Below are 25,116 nucleotides of genomic sequence, written 5' to 3'. Positions count from 1 at the left end.
GGTGTTGGATCAGAGAGTACGTGAGGGAGTGTCGGTGTCGCGGCGCGCATCATCGGATGACGGCACGCCTTCGGCGGCGGGGCGCTGCGGATTGGCGCCGGGCGTCTGCAGCACCGGGTTGTTGCCGGCCGGCACGCTCAGGAGCGCATTGTCGCCGGAAGGCAGCTGCCAGGTAAACGCGGAGGCCACGGTCAACACCTGCGGATCGGTGTACGCGCCCAGGGCGTCGGGGCCGAAGCCCTTGGACGGAACCGTGCCCTGGAACAGCGGGTTGGCGGTGGGCGTGGTGGGGATCACCGTGCGCGGCGCCGTCACGGCGGCCAGGCGGTCGATCACGTCCGTCGGGCCCCAGGTGGCGCCGTTCATGTAGTACGGCGCGCCGACCAGCGAACTGCGGACCATGGTGGCGGCCATGGAGCCGGTCTTGCCGCCGATCGCGCCCCACATGTCGGCCGAGCCGGCGTTCGGCACGGTCAGCCCGGCCACGTCCAGCTTGTGGCTCGGATCCGCGTCGTTCAGGCCGATGCGCAGCGCGCCCACGCCGGAGGCCAGCGTCAGCGAGGTCTGCGGGCCGCTCAGGCCGATGGCGGTGATGTCGCCGTTGGTCTGGATGACCGCGTTGCCGCCTTGCAGCTTCGCCGGCGCGCCCAGGTTGATGGGGCCCTGCGTCACCAGCAATTGCGCCGGCAGCGTCAGCCCGGCGCCGCCGGTCTGGGTGAAGCCGGTGGCGGCCCTCACGGTGCTGCCCGCGCCAAAGGACGTGGTGCCGGTCGGGCTGGTATTGGCGATGCGGATCGAACCCGTGTCGGCGGTGACGTTCTTGCCGAACGACAGCGTGTCGCCCGCGATGTCGATGCCGTCCGGGCCGGAGGCGCGCACCGCGCCGTTGTAGCTGGCGGACTTGGCTTCCAGCTGCTGCACGCGGTAGGCGCTGACATCGCCGTTGAACACGATGGTGTCGACGGCGCGCAGGGTCAGCGAACCCAGGCCGGTGGCGTCGCCCGCGACCTGGATATTCTTGCCGGCGTTGACGTTCAGGTTGTTGCCGTTGCCGCCATCCAGCTTGCTGCCCAGGATCACCGAGCCGGTGTCGCTGGCCAGGTCGCGGTTGCCAGCCAGGGTCACCGCGCCGTTGTAGACCTGGTCGCCGGTGGTGTGCGTCTTGCCCGGACCCATGGTCGTGGCGCCGGAGACGGCCAGGCCGCGCAACGGCGTGGTGGCGCCCACGTCGCCCTGGATATCGGCGTTGCCGACGATGACCAGGCCTTGCTGGCCCGGCTGGGTGCCGTCGACGCCGGCCTTGAGCTGCACGTCGGCGCCGCTCAGGGTGGTGTCCACGCCGCTCAGGATGACGTGCTGGCCGTATTGCTGCGAACCGGTGGTGTCCACCGAGCCGCCGTTGATCAGCACGTCGCCGTTGCCGCCGGTCTGCACCGAGGCGGCGCGCACCGGGCCGTCCAGCACGATGTCGCCGGCGGCGCTGACCTTCAGGTCGCCCAGGCGCGAGCCCTGGCCGACCGGGCCGGCGAAGGTCACTTCGCCTTGATTGGCGACGACCGTCAGGCCGTGGCCGCCGTCGACCGCGCGGTCGAAGCCGATGTCGCCCTGGCGGCTGGTCACCGACACGTCGCCGCCCACGGTCACGTTGCCCTGGTACGACTGTTCGCCGTCGGTGACGATGCTGCCCGCGCCCAGCGTGGCGTTGCCCTTGACCGTCAGGCTGGCCAGCGGATCATTGGCGCCCAGCGGCCCCTTGAGCACGGCGTCGCCATCGATGGTCAGGTCGTGCTTGCCGTCGCCGCCGCCCAGCAGGCTGACGGTGCTGCCCTTGAGCACGGTGTCGGTGCCGAACAGGGCGCGTTCGCCATAGGATTGCGTGCCGGTGGTGTCCACCAGGCCGCCGTTGATGGCCACGGTGCCGCCGGCGTCGGTGTTGACCGAGGCGGCGTACACGGCCTTCTCGAAGGTGGTGGCGCCGTTGCTGTTGACGGCCAGGGCGCCCAGGCGGCCCGTGGCGGCGTCGCCGACCTGTTCGGCAAAGCGCACGTCGCCGCTGCCGCTGCTGACCGTCAGGCTGCTACCGTTGCCGCTGGTGACCGCATCGTTGAAGGTCACCTTGGCGTCGGCGGTGCTCAGTTGCGCATTGCCGGACAGTTCGACCTTGCCCTGGTAGGACTGTTCGCCCACCGTCTTGAGCGGGCCGCCGCCGAGCGTCGCGTCGCCGTCGACGGTCAGGTAGGCCAGGCGGCCATTGGCGCCGGCGCCCACCGGGCCGTTGATCGTGGCCGGACCTTCGATGGTCAGGCCCTGGCGCTCGTCGGTCGCGTTCGCGCCGCCGGCCAGGGTGACGCTGGCGCCCTTGAGCGTGACGTTGCCGCCCAGCGTGACCAGCTCGCCGAATCGCATGACGCCGGTGGTGTCGACGCGCTCGCCCGTGATGGTCACGGCGCCCGGGTCATCGGTCTGCACCGATGCCGCGTAGACCGAGCCATTGAAGGCGGTGGTGCCGGCCGTGTCGACCGTCAGGCTGCCCAGGCGTTGCGTGGCGCCGCCGACCGCGTCGAAGCTGACGTCGCCGCCGGCCGTGGACACGACGTGCAGGTCATGCGCGCCGTCCAGCGCGCCGTCGAAGGCCACGCCGCCGGTGGTGGTGCTCAGCGTGTGATCGCCGCTCAGCGTCACGGCGCCCTTGTAGCGCTGGTTGCCGGTGGTGGCGATGCTGCCCGCATTGAGCGTGGCGGCGCCGTCCACGGTCAGGCTGGCCAGCTTGGTGGTGGCGCCGATGGCGCCGGTCAGCAGGGCCGTGCCGTCGATTTCCAGCGCATGGGCGCCGTCGGCGCCGTTGGCCAGGGTGACGGTGGCGCCGGTCAGCACCGCATCCTCGCCCAGCGTCACGTGGCCGACGTAGGTCTGCGTGCCGCTGGTGGTGACGCTGCCGCCGTTGAAGGCCGTGCCGCCGGAGCCCGCCTGGTTCAGCGAGGCGATGTCGACCGCGCCGCCGTAGGTGGTGGTGCCGATGCTGGTGACGGTCAGCGCGTTGGCGCCCGACATGGCGCCCGTGAAGGTGACCGCGCCGCTGCCGGTGGTCACGCTCACGGTGCTGGCCAGCGTGGTGGCGCCGTCGACGCCGAAGGCGCCGTTGGCGGTGGTGTACGCGCCGCGCAGCGTGGTGGCGCCGTTGTACTGCTGGGCGCCGGTGGTGGCGACCTGGCGCAGGTCGATGTTGTTGCCGGTGATGGTCAGGCTGGCCAGGTTGGAGGCATTGCCGCCCAGCGTGACGTCGCCGTCGCCGGCCACGATCACGGCCTGCTGCGCGCTGCCGTTCAGCGCGCCCGAGAGGGCGACGCCGCCGTTGGCGCCGTTGGCCGTCAGGGTGCGCTTGCCGCCGGCCAGCGTGGCGTTGCCGGTGATGCCGATGGCGCTGCCGGTCAGGTCGCCGTTGAGGGTGACGTTGCCGGTGTAGGTCTGGCTGCCGCTGGTGTTGGCGGCGGCCATGGCGATGGCCGCGCCGCTCACGGACAGGTCATGCGCGTCGGCGCTGGCGATATCGTGGCTGACAGTGACGTTGCCGGCGGTGGAGGCCAGCGCGACGTCGCCGCCGTTGCCGGCCGACAGGCCGACCGTGCTCGCCAGGTTGCCGGCGGAGGCGATGCCGATGTTGCCGTCGGCCGTCGCGACGCGGCCCAGCGTCAACGGACCGGAGGCGTCCACATAGATGTCGCCGCTGCCCAGGACATTGGCCTTGAGATTGCGGGCCGACGTGGTGAAGTGGTCGGCCCGGGTGCCGATGCCGGTCTTGCTGGTCAGGTCCAGGCTGTTGGCCGTGAGGGTGTTGTCCAGCCCCAGCAGCGAGCCCTCGGCGGCGCTCAGGATCACGGTGCCGCTGGCGGCGCCGGCGTTGACGATGCCGATCTCGACATCGCCGTGCTGCGAGGTCAGCGCGATGGTGCGGTTGCTGCCGACGGCGGTGGCCGAGGCGTTCAGCGAGCCGGTGGCCGTGGCGCTGATGTCGCCGTTGGCGGCGCTCAGCGACGCGTCGAGCGCGCCGGTGTTGGTCAGCGTCAGGTTGGCCGGCGTGCTGGTGCCGGTCAGGCTGGCCCCGATGGTGCGGGCTTCGGTCACCAGCGTGGTGTTGCCGCCCGCGGCGCCGCTGCTGAAATTCAGCGTGGTGCCCTTGACGTTGATCGTGCGCGGCGTGGCGCCGGCGGCCACCACGTCCTGCGTGCCCTTGAGCGTGATGGTGCCGTTGGCCTGCACGCCGGCGCTGGCCAGCGTCAGCTTGCCGCCCGAGGACAGCAGCAGGTTGGCGGCGGTGTTCGACATGCCGCCGCTGGCGTCCAGATCGCCGGCGGTGGTCAGGTAGACCGAGCTGTTGGCGCCGCTCTGCTGGATGTTGCCGCTGTTGGCGCTGAGCGCCCGCGTGCCGATGTTGTTGACCACGATGACCGCGCCGTCGGCGGCGGTCGACAGATTGCCCAGGGCGCCGAGGTTGGTGCGCAGCGCGATGCCGCCCGAGCCATTGCCCGGGTAGGCGGCCGAGCCGATGCTGCCGCCGGCGACGGCCGTCAGCGTGTTGCCCAGGACCAGGTTGTTGGCCACCGCGCCGAGGATGGAGCCGGCCGCATTCAGGCTGATGTCGCCGCCCGCCGAGGCGTCGATCGTGTTGACCGACAGGTCGCCGCTGGTGGTGGCGATCGAGATGCTGTTGCTGGCCGAGCCGTTGCGGCTGATGGCGCTGGTGACCAGGGTGGGGCCGGCGGTGGTGATGCCGATCGCGCCGTTCTGGGTGATGACCGATGCCAGCGTGGTGCCGGCCGCGCGGTTGTCGTTCAGGTAGATCGCGCCGGCGCCGGTGACTTCGGCGGTGATGTTGGCGGCGGTCGTCTGCAGATTGTCGGGCGAACCAGCGGCGCCGCCGATGCCCGCGCCGGCCTTGAGCACCACGTTGTTGCCGATGATGCGCGTGGATTCCTCGCGGTCGTCGACGATGGTGCTGCCCGCCTTGCTGAAGTCGATGTTGACGCTGCCGGCGCCGGCGTCGATGTTGCCGGCCACCAACTGGCTGTTGGTGCCGTTGCCGGTGATCTTGATCGCGCCATTGGACGAGATCGCGTTGGCGATCTGCAGATTGCCGGCGGCCGCGATGTCGATGGTGTTGCCCGACAGGTACGAGTAGACGGAATTGTTGTCCGCCGCCAGGTACATGCCGCCGCCGGTGGTGGCTTCGACGCGCTGGCCGGTCGCGTTGATGCGGCCGTTGCTGGCGCCGATGGCGTTGGCGGCGTTCAGCGCCACGCCGTAGGCCTTGACGGTGGCGCCGGCGGCGTCGGCCAGTATCGAACCGTTCTCGGCGTTGAGCGTGACCTGGCCGTGGTTGGCGCCGGCCTGCAGGTTCTTGACCGTGATGTTGCCCGAGGTGGTCTTGACCGAGATGTCGTTGCCGGCCGCGTCGGTGCCGGAGGTGACGCTGGTCAGCGCCAGGCTGCCGTTGCCGGTGATGCGGGTTTCGCCATTGGCGACCGAGGTCGTCAGGCCGCCCAGCAGGTTGCCGCTGCTGTCCAGGTAGAGCGAGCCGTCGCCGGTGACGGTGGCCGACACCGGGCTGTTCGGGGCGGCGATCTTGATCGCCGCGTCGCGCGTGCCGATACCGTTCTGCGCCGTCAGCGTGATGGCGCCGGCGCCCGCGCCCGAGAGCGTGCCGCCGCCGTACAGGATGCTGCCGGTCTGGGCGTTCAGGGTCAGGGCATTGCCGGTGCCGTAGCTGACCGTGCCGACCAGGATGTCGCCGGTGGTGGTGGTGACCGACAGGTCGCCGCCGGCGCGCAGGTTGCCCAGGTTGATCGAGCCGGTTTGCTTGAGCCAGATGCCGCCCGAGGCGGTGGAGGCGATGTTCTTGACCTGGGTGTTCAGGGCCAGGCCGGCCGAGCCGATCGTGTTGGGCGCGTTGCCCGAGGCGGTGGACAGCGTCAGGTCGCCGGCGACGATCTTGGAGGACGCGTTCATGCCCTGGATCGAGCCGCCCGTGGTGTAGTACGGGTTGGTCGACAGGTTGACCGAACCGTTCTGGGTGACGTCGATGTCGTGTACGTTGATCGCGCCGATGGCCTGATAGGTGAAGTTCAGGCCGGTCGTGTCGCGCACGATGGTCAGCGCGGTGGCATTGCCGCTGTCGGCGCCGCTGAACGTCAGGTTCTGGGCGTCGATGGTCAGGAAGCCGGCGCTGCCCAGGTTCGAGCCCTGCGCGTTGTTGCGGATGATGGTCAGGTCGGACAGGTCGGCCAGGTTGTCGATGTAGATGCTGCCGGGCGTGGCCATCGTCAGCTTCTCGGTGTTCAGATGCAGGCGCGCCGAGTTGGAGGAGCCAATCTTCGAGGCCGTGCCGTAGTTGGCCGTCAGGCTGACGCTCTTGCCGGTGACCAGGTTGCCGTTGTCGATGCCGGTGATGCTGCCGCGCGCGGTCGACAGCGTGACCGCGCCGTCGGTGGACGTGACGGCGCCCACGGTCAGGTTGCGGCCGTTGTTGCCGGTGTCGGCGGCCAGCGTGATGTCGCCAGCCGCGGTAACCGAGGTCGCCTGCAGGCCATAGGTCTCGTTCAGCGCGATGCTGCCATCGGCGCGGTCGGTCCTGGTGGCGCTGAGGGTGACCGTGGTGGTGCCGCCGTTCAGGGCATTGGTGCGGATGGCGCTCTTGTTGCCGATCGAGCCGTTGGCCGTCAGGTTGACGCTGGTGGCGTTGTTGATCGTGCCGCTCAGGATCGAGCCGCCGGTGTTGTTGACCGAGAAGGCATTGCCATTGGTGTTGACCGTGCCCAGCTCGATGTCGCCGAGGGTGTTGCCCACCGAGCTGGCGCCGGTCGAGGTCAGGCTCGGCAGGCTGGTGTTGCCTTCCACCGTGATGAACGCGCCGCCGTTGTCGGCGCGGCCGCTCAGCGTGCTGACGCGGGTGTCGATGGCGTTGCCCGTGCCGGCGGCGCCGATGGCGTTGGCCGCCGTCAGGGTCAGGCCGGCCGCGTCGATCTTGCTGTTGGCGTCGCCGTCGCCCAGCAGCGAGCCGCCGCGCGAGTACAGCGCCACGTTGTCGTAGCCGACGTTGATCGCGCCGACAGTGATGCTGCGGTCGCTGGTCACGCTCAGGTTCAGGCCGCCCGTGTCCTCGACTTTGGTCAGGACCAGCCCGGCGCTGCTGCCGCTGCCGCCATCCGCGGCCTGGAACACGATGTTGCCGCCGTCGCGCGTGGGCGAGGTGATGCCATAGCTGCGGGCGCCGTTGCCGGTGGAATACAGCGTCAGCGCGTCGATGTGGCGGTCGGAGTCGATGTAGACGTCGCCGGCGTTCTGGATGTTCACCAGCGGCGCCGACAGGTTGATCTCGCGGCCCACGGCGCCGATGGCGCCCGAGCCCTGGGTGGTGATCTGCACCGACGCTGCGGTGATGCGCTGGCTGTCGTCGGCGCTGCCCAGGATGCTGTTGTTGCTCGACAGGCGCACCGTGCCGTTCTGGGTGGTGTCGATGATGCCGATGTCCTGGCCGACGTTGCTCGACAGCATCAGGTTCAGCCCGGTGTTGTCGCGCACCTCGTTGACCTGCAGGCGGCTGCCGTTGTGGGCCACGTCGAACAGCAGTTCGTTCGACACGATCTGGTAGGTGGCCGCCGACGAGCCGGTCGCGTACAGCGACAGGCTGGCCAGGTCGCGGTCGTTGTCCAGGTAGACGTGGCTGCCGGCCGTCAGGTACAGCTCGCCGGTAGTGGTGTGGATCGAGCCCGAGTTGTCGCCCGACGCCACGCCGATCTGGCCGCTGGCGCCCAGCGTGACCACGTCGCCGGTGATGTGCGAGGTCGGCGTCAGGTTCAGGATGTGGGCGCCCGAGCCAAAGGCGCCCAGGCTCACGGTGTTGGCCGGGCCGACGTCGACGTTGCCGACGTACAGCGTCCGGTCGCCGTTGAACGAGAAGTTCAGGCCGGTCAGGTCGCCGACCTCGGTCATCGTGTAGACGCCGGCGTCGGTGACGTTGAACGTCAGGCCCTTGGCCGCCACCTGCACCACGTTGTCCACGGCGCTGTTGGCGTGGTTGGCGGTGATGTTCAGCGAGAACAGGTCGCTGGCGTTGTTGACGTACAGGTTGCCGCCCGACTGCGTGGTCAGCTGGCGGGTGTCGGTCTGCATCGCGTTGCCGGCGGCGCCGATCGACTGCGTGGCGGTCAGCGTCAGGACCGGCGTAACGAAGCGGCCGGCGCCCTGCGTGATCGAGCCGTTGGTCACGTTGACCTGGGCCGAACTGGTGGCGCTGTTGTCCAGCAGCGTCAGGTTCTTGTTGTTCGACACCCACAGGCTGCCGCGGACGTTGGACGAGAGCGAGTCGACGCTGACGAACAGCGGCTGGTTGGTGGCGTAGGTGCCCGTGACCGAACCGGCATTCAGGGTCAGTGCGCCGGTGGTGATGTTGGGCGAGCTGGCGCTGGAGCTGTTGCCATAGATGGTGCCGTTGCTCGCCAGCGTCACCGAGCCGCCGGCGGCGGTGCTGACGTTGGTGACCGTCAGCGCGCGGTCCGACGAGATCGACAGCGCCAGGTTGCCGGTATTGGTGATGTTGTTGAGCGTCAGGCCGGCGACGCCGGTGGAGTCGCTCAACGAGAACGCCGTCATGCCGCTGGCGCTGATGTTGTACGTGTTGTTGATCGAACCGCTGCTGCTGTTGTGGTTGGCCGTCAGCGACAGCGCGGTCAGCGCCTTGTTGTTGGCGACGGACACGTTGCCGGCCGAGGCGATCGACAGGTTGGACGCGCTGGTCTGCGCCGAGACGCTGCCATTGGTGCCCAGGGCGCTCAGGCTGACATTGTTGCCGGTGATGAGGCCCGAGCCGCCGATGGTCGGGGCCAGGTCGGTGTTGGCGTAGCGCGAGGTCAGCGACACCGAGCCGCTGCCGGTGTTGATGGCGTTGGCGGTGATGGCGGTATCGGTGTTGATGGTCAGCGCCGCGCCGGCCATGCTGGCGCCGATCGACAGGTTGGTGCCGCCGGAGATGGCCAGCGTCTGGCTGCCCAGGCCGCCGAAGGCGTAGCTGTTGGTGTCGAAGTTGACGCTGCCGGCGTCGCGGCGCGACAGGTACAGGTTCAGGCTGTTCAGCGCCAGCCCGCCGTTGTTCAGGTTGATGTCGCCGTTGTTGGTGATGGCCAGGTTGCTGGTGCTCAGGCGCAGGGCCCGGCCGCTGGCGCCGATGGCGCCGGTATTGGCGTCGCGCGCGGTGTAGCTGTCCGCGCCGGTGGCGGACAGCGTGACGCTGCCGGCCGTGATGCGGCCGCTGCCGCCGTCGCTGGTGATGCTGGAATTGACGCCGCCGCCGGCGGTGGTCAGGCTGACCGTGTTGCTGGCCGAGAGGGTTCCGACCTGGATGTTCTTGCGGCCGCTGAAGCTGAAGTCGGTCAGGCCGCCCGTGACCTGCTCCAGGTACTGGGTGGTGCCGTCGTCGCTGAGGGTGATGACCTGGCCGGCGCCGCCGCCGATGGCGAAGGTGCTGGCGCTGCCGGCGTTCTTCAGGCTGTTGATGGCCAGGCTGCGCAGCACGGTGTCGCTGCCGACGTACATGTTGTTGCCGGCGGTCAGGCTGAGCGCCGAGGTGCCGCTCAGGGCCAGCGTGCCGCCCGTGATGGACGAGCCGATGGAGCCGTTCGCGCCGGCCGTCAGCGCGACGGTCGCGGCGCGGATGACGCCGGGGCTGGCCGGATTGTCGTTGCTGATGTTCTGGGCCGATGCCAGGCTGACCTTGCCGTTGGCGCCCGCGTCGATGTTGCCGACCAGCAGGTTCTTGTTGTTGGCGGTGAAGCCGAAGTCCAGGTTGGTCGAGCTGGCGATGTCCGCCAGGTGGATGCCAAGGCTGTCGTCCGTGACGGCGAAGGCCGTGAGGTTGGGCGCGGTGATGCTGTACACGCCGTTGGCGCTGCCGTTGCGCGTGACATTCAATCGCGTCAGGCCGGTGAGGCTGTCCACGGCGATGTTGCCGCCGCTGGTCAGGCTGACGTCGGGCGCCTGCAGCGTCAGCGCCGCGCCGGCCGCGCCGATCGCGCCGCCCGCCGTCAGGGCGATGTTGCTGGCGCGGATCACGGTGGCGGCGTCGCCGTCGTCCAGCAGCGAGCCGCCGCTATTGGCCAGCGTGGCCGCGCCGCCGGCGCTCAGGCTGCCGATGGTGGTGGTGCCCGAGGACTGGGTGTAGCCGATCTGGCCGGTGCCGGCCTGCAGGCGCGTCAGCTTGATGTTGCCGGTGGTGCCGTTCAGGTAGATGTCGGTGCCGGCGGTGGCCTGCACGTTGGCCTGGCCCGCCGCGCCCACGCCGACGTAGCGCAGGGTGCCGCCGTACACGCCGCCGATCGTGCCCGCGGCCGACAGCGTGATGTCGTTGGCGCCCGCACAGACCCCGCCGCCGCTGCCGTACAGCGAGCCGTTGGCCACGTTCAGCGTGACGTTGCCGGCGTTGCTGCGCACCGTGCCGGCCAGCAGCGCGTCGCCCTGGCGCAGGTCGATCTGCACGGCGTCGCTGGCGGTGATGTTGTTCAGGGTGACGATGCCGGTGTAATTGGCGTAGCCGGTCGGATTGGGCAGCTGCACATAGAAGCCGCCATTGCTCGCCGTGCCGCTCAGGTAGCCGGTCAGCACGTCCAGATAGCCCGTGCCGGTCGCGCCGACCGCCTTGCCGGCGATCAGGCTGACGGAATTGGCCAACAGGCGGGTCTGCTTGTTGCCGTCGTCGCGCAGGTCGCCCGCGGCGTTCAGCGTGATGCTGCCGCTGTAGCCGGCGTCGATGTTGCCGACGGTGATGTCGCGGTCGCTGTTGAAGCTGAAGTTGACCCAGTTGCTGTCGCGGACTTCATGGATCGTGTGGCCGCCGACGTCGTCGGTGATGTTGAACAACAGCGACGGCGCGCGCACGTCCAGCGTGTAGCGGTCGTCCACGTCCTTGTGGCGCGCGTACACCGTCAACGAGGTGAGGTCGGCGATGTCGGTGGCGTAGAGGTTGCCGCGCGTGTCCAGCGTCAGGCCCGGCGCGTTGACGGCGACGAAATTGGCGCTGGTGCCGATGTCCTGGGCGGCCCGGAGGCTGACGTTGTTGGCGGTGACGCGCGTGTCGGCGATGCCGTCGTCCAGGATGCTGCCCTGGTTGGAGACCAGCGTGATGTTGCTGCCGGCGCGGATGTTGCCCAGCTTCAGGCTCTGGTCGCCGGTGAACGAGAACTGGCTCAGCAGCGAACTGTAGACCTGGCGCAGCTCGTAGGCGTTGCCCAGGTCGTCATTGACGTCGAAATTCAGGAACGGCGCGGTCACCTGGATGGTGTTGCGGCGGGCCGGGTCGGCGTGCGAATTGGTGATGGCCAGGTAGGTCAGCGTCTTGGCGGGGTTGTCGACGTAGATGTCGCCGCCGCTGCCCAGCGTCAGGCTGGTGGTGGCCGCCGTGAGGTGGTCGCTGGCCGTGCCGATGTGTTGTTGGGCTTGCAGGAGGATGCTGCTGCCCGCCAACGCGCTGTTGGCATTGGCGCGCACGATGCTGCCGCCCTGCGCATTGAGCGAGAGCGTGCCGGTGCCGGCATCGAGCATGTTGGCGCTCAGGTTCGCCACGCCGGTGACGAAGATGCCGTTGTTGGCCTTCAGGTCGTCCAGCAGCACCGAGCCCTGGGCCTGGTTCAGGTAGATGCTGCCGCCGGTCGCGTTCAGCACGCCGGCGGCCGTGCGCAGGTAGGTGCCCGCGGTGCCGACGGTGTAGCTGGTGTTGGCGGCCGGGGCCAGCAGGGTGACGACGTTGCCGGTGATCAGCGAGGCCGAGGTGCCGGTGATGCTGCCGGCGCGCGCGGTCAGCGTGACATTGCCGGCGCCCGCGTTGATCTGGCCGGCGGCGATGCTGTTGCCCGTCAGGTTGATGGCGCCGCCGCCGGAGCTGACGTTGTTGGCCGAGACGCTGCCCGCGCCCGTGATCGTGACGGGACCGCCGTTGGCCTGCGCCTGCGTGATGTTCAGGTTGGCGCTGGCGCTGTCCAGGTACACGCCGCTGGCGCCCGCGGTGACTGACAGGGTGCTGGCGTTGGTCTTGAGGGCGCGCGCGGCGCTGCCGATGATGCCCTGCGCGGCCGACAGCGTCAGCGACGAGGTGGAAATGCTGGTGGCGTCGTTGCCGTCGTCGACGATGCTGCCGAGCATCGATGTCAGCGCGGCGGCGCCGCCCGCCTTGATATCGCCCAAGGTCAGCGTGGCGGTGGCCTGGATGGCCAGGTTGCCGGTGGTGTCGATTGCCTTCAGGTTCAGCGAGCCCAGGCCGTTCACATAGACGCCGCCAGTGCCGCTGGTGGCGGTCAACCCCACGGTCTGCATGCGCAGGGCCTGCGCGGACGAACCGATCGCGCCGTTGCGGCCGTCGCTGCCGGCGGCGCTCAGCGTGACCTGGTTGGCGTTCAGCAGGCCGCCGGCCGTGCCGTAGATATTGCCGGCCGTCGACGTCAGCGCCAGCGTGCCGGTGCCCAGGGCCACGTCGCCGACGGTGATGGTGCGGTCGCCGGTGAACGAGAAGTGCAGGGCCGACTGGTTGACGGTGTTCAGCTGGTAGCCGCCGTTGTCCTGCAGCGCGAAGGCCAGGTCCGGCGAGGTCAGCAGGAAGCTGTTGTTGACGCCCGGTTGCGCGTGGCGGCTGGTGATGTCCAGCGAGGTCAGGGCCTGGCGGTTGGCCACCGCCAGGTTGCCGCCGGTCGCCAGCGACAGCTGCGCCGTCTGGGTGTTGACCGGGGCGGCCAGGTCGCCGATGCTGCCGCCGCTGGCGTCCAGCTTGACAGTGCTGCCCGCCACCACCTGGTTGGCGCCGCCGGTGTTGCGGATCGAGCCCGCGCTGGTGCGGATCTGCGCCGCGCCGGTGCCGGCATTGATGACGTTGGCCAGGTTGATGTCGCCGGTGGCGTTCAACGTGATCGTGCCGCCGCGGCTGGTCAGCTTGCCGATATTGTCCAGCGTGCTGCCCACGCCCAGCGCTTCGAGCGTGATGGAGCCGCCCTGGGTGCTGATCTCGGTGTTCGAATTCTCGAAGCGGATGCCGCCCGTCTGGGTCGAGCGCATCGTGAAGCTGTGGCCGGCGGTGGTCTTCAGGTTGATCGCGGCCATGTCCGCGACCGTGATCTGGCCGGTGGCTTCCAGCTTGATGTTGGTGGTGCCGGCCAGGCTTTCGAGCAGGCCGCGCGATACGGTGTTGTTGGCGGTGTTGGCGTCGCCGCCGTTGATGGTGCCGTCGCCGGCCGCGCCGTCCTGCGAGCCGCTGCCGCTGGCGGAATCGACGATGCGCAGGTCGGTCGGGTCGATCAGCAGCAGGCCGGTCTTGCCCTTGGGCGCGCGCAGGTCGGCCGAGCCGGTCAGGCCGATGTTCTTGTTGCTGGAGACTTCGGCGAAGCCGCCATCGCCGCCTTGCGCGCCGCCGCGCGCCGACAGGCTGCCGGCAAACGCCGTGGCGTCGTTGGACCACATCGTCACGTTGCCGCCCTTGCCGTTGACCAGCGCGTCGGCCTTGAGCGTGGCGCCCGCCGCCACCTTGACGGTGGAGGACTTGCCGCTGAACGCGGCCGAGCCGTCGTCGGGCGCGACGCCCTGGCTGCCCAGCGCGATCTCGCCGCCGCCGGCCGCGCCGGACACGTCGATGGCGGCGCCGCGCGCCACGTTGACGTGTTCGCCGGTTACCACCACCTTGCCGCCACGCTCGCCGGCGTTGGCGCCGGTGGCCTCGACCGTGCCCGCCACATTGACCGTGCCGGCGTCGCCGCCGGACAGCACGATCTTGCCGTTCTGCGTGCCCACCGCCTTGGCGCTGACGATGCCGTCGGTGTTGACCACGTTGTCGATCACGCCCTTGACCGCGCGCGCCGTCATCAGGACCGTGCCGCCGTCGGCGCGGATCACGCCGGCGTTGGTCACCAGCGCCGAAACCGGCTTGCCATCGGCATCCCTGGGCAATTCGTTGACGGTCGAAGTGGCATCGAAGCTCAGCAGCCCGTCGCCATGGAAGTCGACCGTGACGGTCTTGGCGCCGGCCAGGGCCACGCGGCCCAGCTTGGCCTCGATCACGCCCGAGTTCCGCACGGCAGGCGCCACCAGCACCGCCAGGCCGCTGTCCTTGATGCTGATCGTGCCTTCGTTGACGATCATGGCGTTGGCCTTGGACGACGGCTTATCGAACTTGTACTTGCCGGCCAGGAAGTCCTTGTCGCTGATGTTGGCGGTGGTGGCGACCAGGCCGCCCACGTCGATGCGGGCGCCCTTGCCGAACAGCACGCCGTTCGGGTTGACCAGCATCACCGTGCCGTTGGCGTTCAGGCGGCCGAAGATGGCCGACGGATCGTTGCCAACCACCCGGTTCAGCGTGATGCTGTTGCTGCCCGGCTGGCGGAAATTGACCGTCTCGTTGGCGCCGATGCTGAAGTCTTTCCAGTTGATGATCGCCTTGCCGGTCGACTGGTTGATGTCCAGCGTGCCGTTGCCGCGGTCATTGATGGTCGCGCCGCCGGCCACGACGTTGCCGCCGGTGGGGGTGGCGTGGGCGCCGCCGGAGACCAGCGAGCCGATCACCATCGCCATGGTGGTGAGCGCGGGCAGGGGCGGGGCCTTCAGGGATTGGCGGCGGGCGGATTGGGCGAGGATGCGGGATTGACGATTCATTGTCGGTCGCTTTTCTGTCGCGGATTAGTACTGGGCCGAGAGGCTGAAGAACACGCGGGGATCCTTGTTGCCCTGGGTCAGGACGTCGCTGCTCATGGGCTTGGCCACTTCGATCGTGGCGTACAGGTTCTTGGTCAGGTTGGCGCGCATGCCGGCGCCATACGAGGAAAGCTTGGCGCGCGTCAGCGGGGCGCTTTCGCTGCGCGACCAGATGTGGCCGCCGTCCACGAACGTGTAGACGTGCGCGCCCTGCGGCAGGAAACGGTCGCTCGACACGGCGTAGCGCAGTTCCAGCGAGGCCGCCACGCCCGAGTCCGCGGACATTTCGCCGTCGTCGTAGCCGCGGCCGAAGTTGGGGCCGCCCAGGGCGAATTCCTCGCTGGCCAGCAGCGGGCTGGCGCTGTACTGGCCGGCAAAGGTGGCCACCAGGCTGAAGCGGTCGGACAGCTGCTGCAGGCGGGTCAGTTCGGCCGTCAGTTTCAGGAAGTCGGGGCGGCCCTTGGCGCGCGAGGCCAGCTCATTGCCTTCCTGCGAGGCGCCCATGGCGTCCAGGCCCTGGTGCACGGTGCCGCGCACGGCGGTGATCCCGTTCCAGCTGTCGGTGCGGTCATAGCTCAGGCCGGCGCGCAGCACCCGCAGGCGGTCGCGCGTGAAGGGAATGCCGGTGATGTCGGTGGTGACGTTGCGCACGTCCAGCATGCCGAACGCGCGCAGGTTCTCCAGCCGCGAGCGGATCACCGGATAGGTGACGGTGGCCGAATACGCCTGCACGTCGCTGGCGACGTTCAGGGGAGCCAGTTCGCGGCCCGGTTCGCTCTTGGCGTAGCTGGCCGCGACGTCGACCGTCATGCCGCTGTCGCTGACCAGCATGTCGTAATTGGCGCCCACGGCTTTGCTGCGGTAGGCCGGAAAGCCCACCCTGCCGGTCAGGGTGAGGCTGTCGGCGCGCCCGCCGAACGAGTTCAGCGTGACCTGGCCGGTCATTTCGCTCCAGCCGAGGTAGGGCGAGGCGCGGTTGTCGATGCCCAGGCGCGCATCGACCGGCTTGCGCTCGCTGCGCACCACCAGCACCGAGCCGCCCACTTCCTTGGGCGAGGCCTCCAGCGAGGCGCGCACGGTCAGGCCGTTCAGGTCGTTGGCCAGCAGCAGCTGGCGCTCGACTTCGGCCACGTTGATGGGACGCACGCCGCGCAGGCGCTGCACCAGTTTTTCGACCGCCGCCTGCGCCGGGCCGATGTCGCCGTCGTACTTCACGTCGGAGATGTAGCCCTCGACCACCATGATGCGGAACTGGCCGCCTTCGATCGTCTGCGCCGGCACGATCACGCGCGTGGTGACGTAGCCGTCGTTGCGGTAGCGCAGCTCGATGTCGCTGGCCACCTTGAAGGCGTCCGCCACGGTGATGGTCTTGCCGACCAGGTCCTGGTAGAGCGGGCGCAGCGTGTCGGCGGGGTAGCGGGTCACCCCTTCGACACGCATGTCGGTCAGCGTGAACGTCAGCTTGTCCGCGCCGGCGGGCGCTTCGGTCGCGCCACCTTGCTGCACCGTCACCGGTGGCGCGGTGGGCGTGCTTTCGGGCATGACCGGCTGAGGCAGCTGGCGGCCCGGCTCGGCGCCCGAAGGCAGGTGAAGCTGCACGTTCTGCGCCGCCACGGGGCCGGCGGCTAACGCCAGCAGCACGGCGGCAACGCCGGCGCGCAGGGAGGAAGGAGGCTGGCGGAACAGGGCGGGGCGGCGGAGTGGAATAGGGCGGCGCATGGATGCTTGGGTGATAATTCGTTACATTCAGGCTTAAATGAAGCTATTTGATATATTTCGTAAACATAAAAAACAAAATTTCTAAAGTTCTTTACAACTGTGGGGCACTGCGGGATTCTTGCTTGGGCAGTGGCATCCAGGAGATGCCACGGAGGGACGACCTGCCAGCGTGCTGTCGAGGGTGTTTACGTGATGTTGTTGTCGTGGGACGCTGCCGAAGATCGATGGGACGCCACGGTTTCCCGGTCCATGGCTTGATGTAACAAACACTATCATGTGTGAATAATGATTGCGCCCGCCAGGTTTGCCGGAATGCACGACACGTTTGCCGCAAGGAAAAATATTCACAAAACCGGCACGGTTCTGTGGGCTGTTACCAACGCGTCCAGCGGCCGGCATGAAAGAATGCGCGGCATGAATGACGCCTCCTATCCGCTTATCCCGGGCCAGCTTGCCGGCCTGCGCGTGCTGGTCGTCGAGGACCGTCCCGAGGACCGCATGCTGCTGGTGGATTTCCTGACCAGCCAGGACTGCCGGGTGTATGTGGCCGAGGACGGCAACGACGGCTATCGCAAGGCGCAACTGGTGCAGCCCGACATCATCCTGATGGACGTGAACATGCCGGTCTGCGACGGCCTGGCGGCCTGTCGCCTGCTCAAGGCCGACCCGGCCACGCGGGCCATTCCCGTCATCTTCCTGACCGCGGCGTCGTTGCCCATGGAGCGCGTGGCGGGCTTGTCGGCGGGCGCCGTCGACTACGTCGCCAAGCCGTTCGATTTCGAGGAAGTGCGCCTGCGCCTGCTGATACACCTGCGCGTGACGCCGGTGGCGCAGCCCGCCAGCGCGGCCGGCCCTTGCGAGGACGGCGCCCCGGCCGCGGGCACCGGGTCGACGCTCGATGGCGTCCTGTTCCGCGCCGCGCGCAAGCTGTTGCGCGAACGGCTGGACCACACGCCGGAGCTGGTGGCGCTGGCCCAGGCGCTGGGCACCAACGCGCGTCGGCTGAACCAGGCGTTCCGGCGGTGCGCCGGCACCACTGTGTTCGAATTCCTGCGCGAAGAACGCATGCGCGAGGCGCGCCGCCTGCTGTGCGAGACCGGCCTGGACATCCAGGCCATTTCGCAGGCGGTGGGCTATGGCAACCGCGGCAATTTCTCCACCGCTTTCCGCGAGCGTTTCGGCATGGCGCCGACCGCCCTGCGCCAGGAGCAGGATCCCCATGCCTGATCGTCGCGTGGGCTGGCTGGCCTGGTTGCTGTGGCTGGCCCTGTCCTGCCTGAGCCTGCCCGCGCGCGGGCAGGATCCCCAGCCCGTCATCGACCTGAGCACCGTGGGCGGCACCCTGCCGCTGGTCGGCGAGCTGCGGGGCATCGAAGACCAGGCCGGCGACCAGGACGCCAGCCAGGTCCTCGATGGCGCCTGGCAGCCGGTCACCGCCCGCTGGCTGAACCGGGGGTATTCCGCCTCGGCGTTCTGGCTGCGGCTGGAGGTCAGCAACACGTCCGGCAGCGCCCAGGAACGCTGGCTCTCGTTCGGCGTGCCGCGGCTGGAGGACGTGCGTTTCTATCTGTTCGCGCCAGGGCAACGGCAGCCGTCCGGCATCCTGCTGGCCGGCAACCGCGAGCCGCTGGCGCGCCGCGAGATCCCGGCCACCGTCTCGGTGGTGCCGTTGCGGCTCGAACCGGGCCAGCGCATGACGGTATTGGTGCGGGTGCAGAGCCGTTCCGCCATCAGCATGGAGCCCACCCTGAGGACGCCGGCGGCGTTCGTCGGCGTGACCCAGCGCAATACCATGGTGGTGGCGCTGCTGATCGGCGCCCTGATGATGGTCGGCCTCTACGCCGCGGTGCTGGGCGCGGCCCAGCGCGACCCGGTCTACCTGTTGCTGTCCGCCGCCATCTTCATCGAGATTCTCTACAGCCTGTCGTTCCAGGGGCTGCTGTACCGCTACGTCCTGACCGGCGGCGGCGAGATGGTGTTGCGCGCGCCCAGCGTGCTGGCGACGCTGGCGGCGTCCCTGTTCGGTTTCATGGCGATGCTGTTCGCCGACCTGCACCGGGTGCGCATCTGGCGCGGCGTCTATCGCGGGCTGATCGCCGCCGGCGTGGCGGGCGCGGTCTGGGCCGCGCTGGGCGACTACCGCGAGGCGGCGCAGGCGTTGATCGGGCTGATTTTCCTGTGGGCGCTGGTGTGGCTGGTGTCCATGGCCGACGGCTGGCGCCGCGGCCATGCCAACGCGCGCATCTTCCTGCTGTCCTTCGCCATCTACTGTTCCTGCCTGTTCCTGCGGGTGGCTTACATCCAGGGGCTGCTGCCGGGCCGCTGGGCGGGCGGGCCGGAAGTCGCCTGGGACCTGCTGTCGGTGTCGCTGATGCTGGCCGTGCTGTTGCATGGCCGCTCGCGCCAGCATCGCCAGGAGCGGCTGGCGGCACAGCGGGAACTGGCGCAGGCGCGCGAACGCGAACACCAGCGGCTGGACCAGGCCGTCACCGAGCGCACCCAGGCGTTGCAGGCGGCGCTGATTCTGGCCGACGAGGCCGGCCGGGTGCGGCAGGACTTCCTGGCGCGCATCAGCCACGATCTGCGCACGCCGCTGACCTCGATCATCGGCTTTGCCGACCTGATCCAGGCCGGCGGCCGCGACGACGCGCCGCGCGGCGCCGTCATCCGCCGCAGCGCCGACCACATGCTGGGCATGGTCAATGACCTGATCGACTACGCCGCCGGCGCCGGCGGCCAGGCATTGCGGCTGGCGCCCGAATACGCGCACGCCTTGCTCGATGCCGTGGCCAAGGAAGCCGCGCCGATCGCGGCGCGCCAGGACAACCGCTTCGAACTGCGGGTGCCGGACAGCGTGCCCGCCGTGCTGGAGATGGATGGCAAGCGCGTGCGGCAGGTGCTGTCCAACCTGATCGACAATGCCGCCAAGTTCACCCGCGGCGGCGTGCTCACGCTGACCGCGGACTACGCCGCGCCGGCGGCGGGCGAGGCCGCGGGCTGGCTGACGCTGTCGGTGCGCGATACCGGCTGCGGCATCGCGCCCGAAGACCGGCAGCACATCTTTGAACCGTTCCAGCGGCTGACGTCCGCCGACAGCCAGCCCGGCGTCGGGCTTGGCCTGGCGATCGTCCAGCAATGGGTGCAGCGCATGAACGGCCGCATCCACGTCGACAGCGAAGTGGGCCAGGGCACAACGATCAGCGTGGCCCTGCCGGTCAGGCAGGTGGACGAATCACGCGTGTCGCACCACTACATCGCCGCCGCGGCGCACGTGCTGCCCTTGCTGGATGGCGCGGGCAAGCGCATCTGGCTGGCCGAGGACACCCCGGAAATCCGCGAGTTCCTGGTCGAGGAACTGGCCAGCCTGGGCTTCCTGGTGGAAAGCGAAGCCGACGGCCGCGGCATGGTGGCGCGCATCCAGGCCGACGACGCGCGCCGGCCCGACCTGATCCTGACCGACCACCGCATGGAAGGCGCCGACGGTTCCGCCGTGCTGCGTGCCGCGCGCGCGCGCTGGCCGGACCTGCCGGTGGTGGCGGTATCGGCGACGCCGCAGGAGACGCCGCCCCTGGACGGCGCAGGCTACGACGCCAGCCTGCTCAAGCCCATCAACCTGGTGGAATTGCGGCATCTGCTGGGCCGCCTGCTGCATCTGGCGACGAATCCCGCGGCCAATGAGCCGGCGCCGGCGGCATCGCCGCTGCCGCGCCTGTCGCGCGCCGAACTGGAACAGGTGCAGCGGCTGCTGGATATCGGCGGCATTTCGGACCTGATGGATTGGGCGCGCGCCGTGCAGGCGCGCGATCCGGCCTTCACGGATTTCAGCCAGCAGGTGCAGCGGCTGGCGCGGCAGGGCGATCTCGCGGCCATCGGCGAACTGTGCGGGCGGATGCCCGTGGCCTGAGCGGGCGTCAGGGCGGGCTGTCGCGAAACAGCCGCTCAGCGAGGAAGTCGACGAACACCCTGACCTTGGGCGACAGGTTGCGGTTGGAGGGCCACAGCGCCTGGAAGCGCCCCGCGCCATTGACCTGCGCGTCCAGCAGCGCGCGCAGCCTGCCGGCCGCCAGCGCCTCGCGCGCCAGGAAATCCGGCATGCAGCCGATGCCGAACCCCTGGATGGTCGCGCCCAGCAACGCTTCCATGTTGTTGCAGGTGAACGCGGCCGTCAGCCGCGGCGCGGCCTCGCCCGCGGCCAGCGCCAGCGGCCATTCCTGCAGCGTACCGGCGTTCGGATAGCGGAACCGCACCGCCCGATGCCGTTCCAGGTCGCGCGCGCGCTGCGGCGTGCCATGGCGCGCCAGGTAATCGGGCGCCGCGTACAGCCGCAGCCGGAAGCTGCCGAGCGTTCGGGCCGCCAGGCGCGAATCGGGCAGGTCGCCGCTGCGGATCGCCACGTCGACGCGCTCGCCGATCAGGTCCACGATCCGGTCGTTGAAGTCCATGTCCAGTTCGATGTGCGGATAGCGCGCCGCGAAGGCCGGCAGCACCGGCAGCAGGAAGTGGTAGCTGACCAGCGGCGCGCTGACGCGCAGGCGCCCGCGGGGTTCGCGCAGCGTCTGCGACAGCATGGCGTGCGCATCGTCCAGGTCTTCCAGGATGCGTTTGCAGCGCTCGTAGAACAGCCGGCCTTCCTCGGTCAGCTGCATGCGGCGCGTGCTGCGCTGGAACAGCCGCACATGCAGGTCCTGTTCCAGCCGGGCCACGGCCTTGCCGACGGCCGAGGGCGACAGGTCCAGGTCGCGTCCGGCGGCGGCGAAGCCACCCAGTTCGGCGCTGCGGACAAACGGCAACAGGCCGCTCAAACGGTCCATGGCGATTCCATTGAAGAAATTAATTCCCGTATGTGTGGATTTTTACCCTATTTATCCGCCCATTGCGCACAGGTATCTTCAATGCCGTTGCCTTCCACATCGATGCCTGCCATGCCGTCTGTCGTTTCGCCGCCGCTGTCCGCGGCCCGCAAGTTCCTGGTCCTGGCCGCCGTATGCCTGGCGTGCGCGGCCATGCCGTTCACCTTTACCGGCCCCGCCATCGCGCTGCCCGCCATCGCGCGCGACCTGGGCGGCAGCCCGGTCGCGCTGAACTGGATCACCAACGCCTTCATGCTGGTGTTCGGCAGCTCGCTGCTGGTGGCCGGCGCGCTGGCCGACCGCTACGGGCGCCGCCGCGTCTTCCTGGCGGGCGCCGCGATCTTCATCGCGGCCTCCCTCGGCCTGGTCCATGCGCCGGACATCGTCGCCTTCGACCTGCTGCGCGCCGCGCAAGGCCTGGGCGGCGCGGCGATCTTTTCCGGCGGCGCCGCGGCCTTGGCGCAGGCGTTCGACGGGCCCGGGCGCATGCGGGCCTTCAGCCTGCTGGGCGCCAGTTTCGGCGCGGGCCTGTCGTTCGGGCCCATCGCCTCGGCCTTGCTGATCGAACGCTACGGCTGGCGCAGCATCTTCCTGCTGGTGATCGGCCTGGCCGCCGTTGCATTGCTGCTGGGCGCGCGTTGCCTGCGCGAATCGCGCGATCCGGCGGCGGGGCGCCTGGACTGGCCGGGCGCCGCCACGTTCAGCGCGGCGCTGGCGTTGCTGACCTGGGGCATCATGCGGGCGCCGCAAAGCGGCTGGGGCGATCCTTCCACTTTGGCGATGCTTGCGGCGGCGGTTGCGTTGTTCGCCGCGTTCGGCGTGATCGAGTTGCGCGCGGTCCGGCCGATGCTCGACCTGACGCTGTTCCGCTATCCGCGTTTCCTGGGAGTGCAGCTGCTGGCGGCCGCGCCGGCCTATGCCTTCGTGGTGTTGCTGATCCTGCTGCCGGTGCGTTTCATTGCCGTCGACGGCCTTGGCGAAATCGAGGCGGGCCGCATGATGATCGCGCTGTCCGCTCCTTTGCTGTTGTTGCCGATCGTGGCTGGCCAGCTGACGCGCTGGCTGGCGCCGGCGCTGATCTGTGGCGCGGGGTTGCTGCTGGCGGCCGCCGGCCTGGCCTGGCTCAGCCTGGCCATGACGGCCGGGCAGGTGACGGCGCTGGTGGGGCCGATGCTGCTGATCGGCATCGGCATCAGCCTGCCGTGGGGTTTGATGGATGGGCTGGCCGTCAGCGTGGTGCCCGTCGAGCGCGCCGGCATGGCGACCGGGATCTTCAGCACGACCCGGGTGGCGGGCGAAGGCGTGGCGCTGGTCGTGGTCAGCGCGCTGCTGACCGGCTTGACCGCAAGCCACCTCGCCACGGCGTTGCCCGGCGCCGCGCCGCGGGCGACGCAGGCGGCCCAGCGCTTGGTCGCCGGCGACTTCGACGCGCTGGCCGCGATCCTGCCCGGGACCGGCCGCGCGGTATTGGCGCACGCTTCCGCGGATGCCTTCGCCGTGCTGCTGTGGATCCTGGCGGCGATCACGGTGCTGACCGCCCTGGTGGTGTTTCTCTTCCTGGGCAAGCCCGAGGCGCGCGAGGCGGCGCCGGCGGCGGCGCGGGCCTGAGACCGGTGTGGCGGCGCCTCACCCCAACCGCATCGACAGCTCGACGTCGTCGCCGAACGGCGTCGACAGGTAGCCCGAGTCCGGCGAACGCACGCGCGCCAGGTACTCGGGGCAATGGTCGGCATTGTCCGCCACGATCAGCGCGCCGGGTCGCAGCCGGCTTTCCAGCAAGGCCAGGATGTCGGAGTACAGCGCCTTGGCGCCGTCCAGCAGCACCAGGTCGATGCGCTCGGGCAGGTCGGCGGCCAGCGTCTGCAACGCATCGCCCTGGCGCAGTTCGACCAGGTCCGCCAGCCCGGCTTCAAGCAGATGGCCGCTGGCCAGGGCGACCTTGGAAGACTCGAATTCAGTGGTGATCAGCCGGCCGCCGCCGTTGTCGCGCAACGCCGCCGCCAGGTGCAGCGTCGAAATGCCGAACGAGGCGCCGAATTCGATGATGGAGCGGGCCTGCGTGCTGCGCGCCAGCATGTACAGCAGGGTGCCGGTCTCGGGCGACACCGCCAGCGGCAGTTCCTTCATGCGGCCGTAGAACTCGCGGTATTCGGTCTTGCTGCGCATCAGCCGCGCCTGCTCGGCGTCGGACATATTGGCCAGGGCGGGGTCGGCATTCGACCAGGAGGCGTCGGCCTGGGTGAACAGGCGGTCCAGCAGCGCGGGCAGGGGCGCAGAGGTCAGGGTGTTGGTCATGATGATGGGTTTCCAGTCGGGAGGTACGGGTTTAGAATACGATGAATTCGTCGCATTTCCCTATTCGCATTTCGCGCGCCGCCATGACCACACGCCGCAGCACCCGGCTTTCCGAGAGAAAACAACCGCAGCAGGCCCGCTCGGCCGAGCTGGTCGCGGCCATCCTGCAGGCGGGGGCTCAGGTTTTGGCCAAGGAAGGGGCCGCGCGCTTCACCACCGCCCGCGTGGCCGAGAAGGCCGGCGTCAGCATCGGCTCGCTCTATCAATACTTCCCCAACAAGGCCGCCATCCTGTATCGCCTGCAGACGCAGGAATGGCAGCAGACCTCGGATCTGCTGCGGCGCCTGCTCGAAGACGCGCGCCACGCGCCGCCGCAGCGCTTGCGCAACCTGGTGCACGCCTTCGTCCGCTCGGAGTGCGAAGAGGCCGTGATGCGTGTCGCCCTCAATGACGCGGCGCCGCTGTATCGCGATGCGCCCGAGGCGCGCGCCACCAAGGAAGAGGGCGGCCGCATCGTGCTCGCGTTTCTCGAAGAGGCCCTGCCCAACGCTTCCGACGCCACCCGCGTCCTGGCGGGCGATCTCATCACCCACACGCTCAGCGCCGTCGGCAAGCAGTTCTCCGAAAGTCCGCGCACCGACGCCGAGATCGAGGGCTACGCGGACGCGCTGGCCGACATGCTGTGCGCGTATCTGGACAGCCTGGCGCGGGGCGTCGGCCAGGCACGCCGGCAAGCCCGCAAGTAACCTGTGGCATCCTCCTTCCGTGATGCACTCTCATACGACTGACACGATGCACGATTCCCTTCCCGTGGCGCTGGTGACCGGCTCCACCTCCGGCATCGGCGCCGCCATTGCCCGGCGCCTGTCGCGCGATGGCTATGCCGTGGTGCTGCATTCGCGCCAGTCGGCCGAGGCGGGCCGGGCGCTGGCCGCGGAGCTGGGTTCGGCCGTCTATGTGCAAGCGGACCTGGCCGTCGACGCCGACCGTGTGCGTCTGGTCCGCGAGGCGGTGGCGGCGTGGGGCCGGCTGGACGTGCTGGTCAACAACGCCGGCATCAGCCGCGTGATCGCGCACGGCGACCTGGCCGCGGCCACGCCCGCGGTCTGGCACGAGATGCACGAAGTCAACGTGGTTGCGCCGTTCCGCCTGGTGGCCGAGGCGCAAGCCGCGCTGTCGGCGGCCGCGGCGCGGGGCCGGCCGGGGTGCGTGGTGAACGTCAGCTCGCATGCTGGCGTGCGGCCCAAGGGCGCGTCGATTCCGTATGCGGCGGCCAAGGCGGCGCTGAACCATGTGACGCGTCTGCTGGCGGTGTCGTTGGCGCCGTCGATCCGGGTCAACGCGGTGGCGCCCGGATTGGTGGACACGCCGTTGACGCGGGATTGGACCCAGGCGCAGCAGCTGTGGCGCGAACGGGCGCCGATGCGCCGCGCCGCGCAGCCGGACGACATCGCCCAGGCAGTGGCGTGGCTGGCGCAGTCCGACTACCTGACGGGCGAGATCCTGTTGTCGGACGGCGGGCTGAACCTGACCTGAGGCG

9 protein-coding genes are annotated in these 25,116 nt (G+C 69.6%); 5 read left to right on the top strand and 4 right to left on the bottom strand.

The window, feature by feature from the left end:
* Window positions 1-9: 9 nt before the first annotated feature.
* Together ACVN9Z_RS24435 and ACVN9Z_RS24430 are read right to left on the bottom strand one after the other, a co-directional pair.
* On the bottom strand, window positions 10-14,673 hold the full coding sequence (locus ACVN9Z_RS24435; protein ID WP_458212759.1) for a filamentous hemagglutinin N-terminal domain-containing protein: 14,664 nt from the start codon (window positions 14,671-14,673) through the stop codon (window positions 10-12).
* 24 nt (window positions 14,674-14,697) lie between these two features.
* The gene (locus ACVN9Z_RS24430) at window positions 14,698-16,353 is read right to left on the bottom strand and encodes a ShlB/FhaC/HecB family hemolysin secretion/activation protein (protein ID WP_006386324.1); all 1,656 of its coding nucleotides are present in this window, start codon (window positions 16,351-16,353) and stop codon (window positions 14,698-14,700) included.
* A gap of 483 nt (window positions 16,354-16,836) precedes the next feature.
* Between ACVN9Z_RS24430 and ACVN9Z_RS24425 the strand changes: the two genes are divergently transcribed.
* Both ACVN9Z_RS24425 and ACVN9Z_RS24420 read left to right on the top strand, forming a co-directional pair.
* Complete coding sequence (locus ACVN9Z_RS24425) at window positions 16,837-17,658, top strand: response regulator transcription factor (RefSeq protein WP_006386325.1); 822 nt, start codon at window positions 16,837-16,839, stop codon at window positions 17,656-17,658.
* Window positions 17,651-20,335 carry a hybrid sensor histidine kinase/response regulator gene (locus ACVN9Z_RS24420; protein WP_458212758.1) on the top strand — a complete coding sequence of 895 codons (2,685 nt, stop codon included), beginning with the start codon at window positions 17,651-17,653 and terminating at the stop codon, window positions 20,333-20,335. Before ACVN9Z_RS24425 ends, ACVN9Z_RS24420 begins: the two co-directional genes overlap by 8 nt.
* A 7-nt stretch (window positions 20,336-20,342) precedes the next feature.
* Here ACVN9Z_RS24420 and ACVN9Z_RS24415 read toward each other — a convergent pair whose 3' ends face one another.
* Window positions 20,343-21,242, bottom strand: a complete 900-nt coding sequence (locus ACVN9Z_RS24415) for a LysR family transcriptional regulator (RefSeq protein WP_006386327.1) — start codon at window positions 21,240-21,242, stop codon at window positions 20,343-20,345.
* 111 nt (window positions 21,243-21,353) lie between these two features.
* On the opposite strand from ACVN9Z_RS24415, the gene ACVN9Z_RS24410 reads away from it, so the two are divergent.
* Entirely contained in the window at window positions 21,354-22,889 is a 1,536-nt protein-coding gene (locus ACVN9Z_RS24410) for an MFS transporter (RefSeq protein ID WP_458212757.1), read from the top strand.
* An 18-nt stretch (window positions 22,890-22,907) separates the two neighbouring features.
* Here the strand turns inward: ACVN9Z_RS24410 and ACVN9Z_RS24405 are convergent, their stop codons facing one another.
* Window positions 22,908-23,576, bottom strand: coding sequence for an O-methyltransferase (locus tag ACVN9Z_RS24405; RefSeq protein ID WP_458212756.1), 669 nt, complete (start codon window positions 23,574-23,576; stop codon window positions 22,908-22,910).
* An 83-nt stretch (window positions 23,577-23,659) separates the two neighbouring features.
* On the opposite strand from ACVN9Z_RS24405, the gene ACVN9Z_RS24400 reads away from it, so the two are divergent.
* Together ACVN9Z_RS24400 and ACVN9Z_RS24395 are read left to right on the top strand one after the other, a co-directional pair.
* Window positions 23,660-24,322 carry a TetR family transcriptional regulator gene (locus tag ACVN9Z_RS24400; protein WP_053497957.1) on the top strand — a complete coding sequence of 221 codons (663 nt, stop codon included), beginning with the start codon at window positions 23,660-23,662 and terminating at the stop codon, window positions 24,320-24,322.
* Window positions 24,323-24,368: 46 nt separating this feature from the next.
* Window positions 24,369-25,112, top strand: a complete 744-nt coding sequence (locus ACVN9Z_RS24395) for an SDR family NAD(P)-dependent oxidoreductase (RefSeq protein WP_024069348.1) — start codon at window positions 24,369-24,371, stop codon at window positions 25,110-25,112.
* Window positions 25,113-25,116 lie beyond the last annotated feature (4 nt).

Source organism: Achromobacter sp. KK8, assembly GCF_054188005.1.
This window is presented reverse-complemented; position numbering and strand designations above follow the sequence as displayed.

Bases quoted from the DNA above. Each gene is read 5' to 3' on its own strand.
- ACVN9Z_RS24435 (WP_458212759.1), bottom strand. From the start codon at position 14,673: ATGAATCGTCAATCCCGCATCCTCGCCCAATCCGCCCGCCGCCAATCC.
- ACVN9Z_RS24415 (WP_006386327.1), bottom strand. From the start codon at position 21,242: ATGGACCGTTTGAGCGGCCTGTTGCCGTTTGTCCGCAGCGCCGAACTG.
- ACVN9Z_RS24405 (WP_458212756.1), bottom strand. From the start codon at position 23,576: ATGACCAACACCCTGACCTCTGCGCCCCTGCCCGCGCTGCTGGACCGC.
- ACVN9Z_RS24400 (WP_053497957.1), top strand. From the start codon at position 23,660: ATGACCACACGCCGCAGCACCCGGCTTTCCGAGAGAAAACAACCGCAG.
- ACVN9Z_RS24395 (WP_024069348.1), top strand. From the start codon at position 24,369: ATGCACGATTCCCTTCCCGTGGCGCTGGTGACCGGCTCCACCTCCGGC.
- ACVN9Z_RS24410 (WP_458212757.1), top strand. From the start codon at position 21,354: ATGCCGTCTGTCGTTTCGCCGCCGCTGTCCGCGGCCCGCAAGTTCCTG.
- ACVN9Z_RS24420 (WP_458212758.1), top strand. From the start codon at position 17,651: ATGCCTGATCGTCGCGTGGGCTGGCTGGCCTGGTTGCTGTGGCTGGCC.
- ACVN9Z_RS24425 (WP_006386325.1), top strand. From the start codon at position 16,837: ATGCGCGGCATGAATGACGCCTCCTATCCGCTTATCCCGGGCCAGCTT.